Genomic DNA, 3,098 nt, shown 5'->3' on the forward strand with positions numbered 1-3,098 from the left:
CCGCGTCCCGCCGTGCTGCGTGCGCGCCAGGCGCTGGAGCAAAGCCGCGCCACGGCCGACCTGGAGCGTGCGCGCCGCCTGCCCGATCCCACCGTCAGCCTGGGCGTCAAGCGCGCCACCGAGGTCGGGCGCAACCAGCTCGTGGTCGGCGTCTCCGTGCCCCTGCCCGTGCTCGACAGCAACCGGGGCAACCAGCTGCAGGCCCTGCGCCTGGCCGACCAGGCCGAGGAGCAGTTGCTGGCCACGCGCGTTCAGCTGCAGGCCCAGCTGTTCGAGGCGCGCGAGCTGCTGCAGTCCAGCCGCGAGCAGGCGCGCCAGCTGGCCGAGGAGGTGCTGCCCACGGCGCGCACGGCCTACGAGCTGGCCTCGCGCGGCTTTGCGCTGGGCAAGTTCGGCTACCTCGACGTGCTGGACGCACAACGCACCTGGTCCGAGGCGCGTAGCCAGTACCTGGACCAGCTGCTGGCCACGCACCGCGCCGCCGCCGACATCGACCGCCTGCTCGGCACAGAAGCCGGCCTCTGACCCCGATAGCCACCTGATTGCATCCAGACCATGAACAACAAGCCCTCCTCCTCCCCCCTGGCACCGCGCCGCACCCTTGTGGCCATTGCCGTCATCCTGGCCGTGGGTGCGCTGGCCGCTACGCTGATCCTGCGCAGCGGCCCGCCGGGTGCCGCCAAGGCCGACAGCCATGGCCACGGCCACAGCGAGGCCGCAGGCCATGCCGATGGCGAGCACCACGGCGCTGCAGCCGGAGATGGCCACAAGCACGATGAAGGCCATGCCGACGATGAACACCATGAAGATTCCAAGGCGGAAAAAGCCGAGGCCAAGCCTGCCGCCCAACCTGCCGCCAAACCGGCTGCAGAAGCCGGCCATGGCGACGACGAAGGCCTGATCGCCATGGACGCCCAGCGCATGCAGGCGGCCGGCGTGCGCCTGGCCGAGGCCGGCCCGGCCACCGTGCGCTCCGTGCTGCAGCTGCCCGGGGAGATCCGCTTCAACGAAGACCGCACGGCCCACGTCGTGCCGCGCGTGGCCGGCATTGCCGAGAGCGTTCCCGCCAACCTGGGCCAGAACGTGAAGAAGGGCCAGCTGCTGGCCGTGCTCAGCAGCGCCGCCGTCTCCGAGCAGCGCAGCGAACTGCTGGCCGCCAGCAAGCGCCTGGAGCTGGCCCGCACCACCTACGCACGTGAAAAGCAGCTGTGGGAGGAAAAGGTCTCGGCCGAGCAGGACTACCTGCAGGCGCGCCAGGCGCTGCGCGAGGCCGAGATCGCCGTCTCCAACGCCCAGCAGAAGCTGGCCGCCACGGGCGCCGGTGCCGGCGGTGGTGCGGGCGGGCTCAACCGCTTCGAGCTGCGCGCGCCGTTTGACGGCGTGATCGTGGAAAAGCACCTGTCCGTGGGCGAGGCCGTGCAGGACACCACCCAGGTCTTCACCATCTCCGACCTGCGCAGCGTCTGGGCCGAGATGCGCGTGGCCGCGCCCGACCTGCCCGCCGTGCGCGTGGGCGAGAAGGCCACGGTGCGCGCCACGGCCTTCGACTCCTCGGCCACGGGCGAGGTGGCCTATGTGGGCGCCCTGATCGGCCAGGACACGCGCACGGCCCCCGCGCGCATCACCCTGCCCAACCCCGACGGCGTGTGGCGCCCGGGCCTGTTCGTGAATGTGGAGCTGACGGCATCGTCCCGGCAGGCGCCGCTGGCCGTGGCCACGCAGGCACTGCAGAAGATGGAGCAGCAGACCGTGGTCTTCGTGCCCGTGCAGGGCGGTTTCCGCGCCCAGCCCGTGCGCGTGGGCCGCAGCGATGGCAAGGCCACCGAGGTGCTCGAAGGCCTCAAGCCCGGCCAATCCTACGTGGCCGAGGGCAGCTTCATGCTCAAGGCCGAGCTGGGCAAGGCCAGCGCCGAACACAGCCACTGATCGGAGAGTCCATGTTTGAACGCATCATCCGATTCGCCATAGAGCAGCGCTGGCTGGTCCTGCTGGCCGTGCTGGCCATGGCCGGGCTGGGCATCTACAACTACCAGCGCCTGCCCATCGACGCCGTGCCCGACATCACCAATGTCCAGGTGCAGATCAACACCCAGGCCAGCGGCTACTCGCCGCTGGAGACCGAGCAGCGCGTCACCTATCCCATAGAGACGGTGATGGCCGGCCTGCCCCACCTGGAGCAGACGCGCTCGCTGTCGCGCTACGGCCTGTCCCAGGTCACCGTGGTGTTCAAGGACGGCACGGACATCTACTTCGCACGGCAACTGGTGGGCGAGCGCATACAGCAGGCGCGCGACAGCCTGCCTGCGGGCATCACGCCCACGCTGGGCCCCATCTCCACGGGCCTGGGCGAGATCTACCTGTGGACCGTGGAGGCCGAGGACGGTGCGAAAAAGCCCGACGGCACGCCCTACACGCCCATGGACCTGCGCGAGATCCAGGACTGGGTCATCAAGCCGCAGCTGCGCAACGTGCCCGGCGTCACCGAGATCAACTCCATCGGCGGCTACGCCAAGGAGTACCTGGTGGCGCCCGCGCCCGAGAAGCTGGCCGCCTACGGCTTCACGCTGGCCGACATCGTCACCGCCCTGCAGCGCAACAACGCCAATGTGGGTGCGGGCTACATCGAGCGCCAGGGCGAGCAGTACCTGATCCGCGCGCCGGGCCAGGTCGGCGGCATCGCCGACATCCGCGAGGTCATCGTGGGCTCGGCCCAGGGCCAGCCCATCCGCATCCGCGATCTGGCCGAGGTCGGCCTGGGCCAGGAGCTGCGCACGGGCGCGGCCACCGACAACGGCCGCGAGGTGGTGCTGGGCACGGTGTTCATGCTGATCGGCGAGAACAGCCGAACCGTCTCGCGCGCCGTGGACCAGCGCATGGCCGAGATCAACCGGGGCCTGCCCCCGGGCGTCAAGGCCATCACCGTCTACGACCGCACCAACCTGGTGGACAAGGCCATCGCCACGGTCAAGAAGAACCTGGTGGAGGGCGCGGCCCTGGTGGTGGTCATCCTCTTCCTGTTCCTGGGCAATCTGCGCGCGGCGCTGATCACGGCGCTGATCATCCCGCTGTCCATGCTGTTCACCTTCACGGGCATGGTG

At 70.1% G+C, this 3,098-nt stretch carries 3 protein-coding genes; all 3 read left to right on the top strand.

Annotated features, from left to right (window positions below):
• Positions 1-525, top strand: a 525-nt coding sequence (locus L995_RS22150; RefSeq protein WP_047473733.1) for a TolC family protein, incomplete at its 5' end; no start/stop codon positions are given.
• 30 nt (positions 526-555) lie between these two features.
• Positions 556-1,926, top strand: coding sequence for an efflux RND transporter periplasmic adaptor subunit (locus tag L995_RS22155; RefSeq protein ID WP_047473734.1), 1,371 nt, complete (start codon positions 556-558; stop codon positions 1,924-1,926).
• Between the two features lie 11 nt (positions 1,927-1,937).
• Positions 1,938-3,098 (top strand): efflux RND transporter permease subunit (locus L995_RS22160; protein ID WP_047473735.1); only part of this gene is annotated, 1,161 nt, incomplete at its 3' end.

Source organism: Delftia sp. ZNC0008, from assembly GCF_000799035.1.
Classification (GTDB): domain Bacteria; phylum Pseudomonadota; class Gammaproteobacteria; order Burkholderiales; family Burkholderiaceae_C; genus Comamonas; species Comamonas tsuruhatensis.

What these genes read in the sequence shown, in the direction of transcription:
- L995_RS22155 (WP_047473734.1), top strand. Translation starts at nt 556, where the DNA reads ATGAACAACAAGCCCTCCTCCTCCCCCCTGGCACCGCGCCGCACCCTT.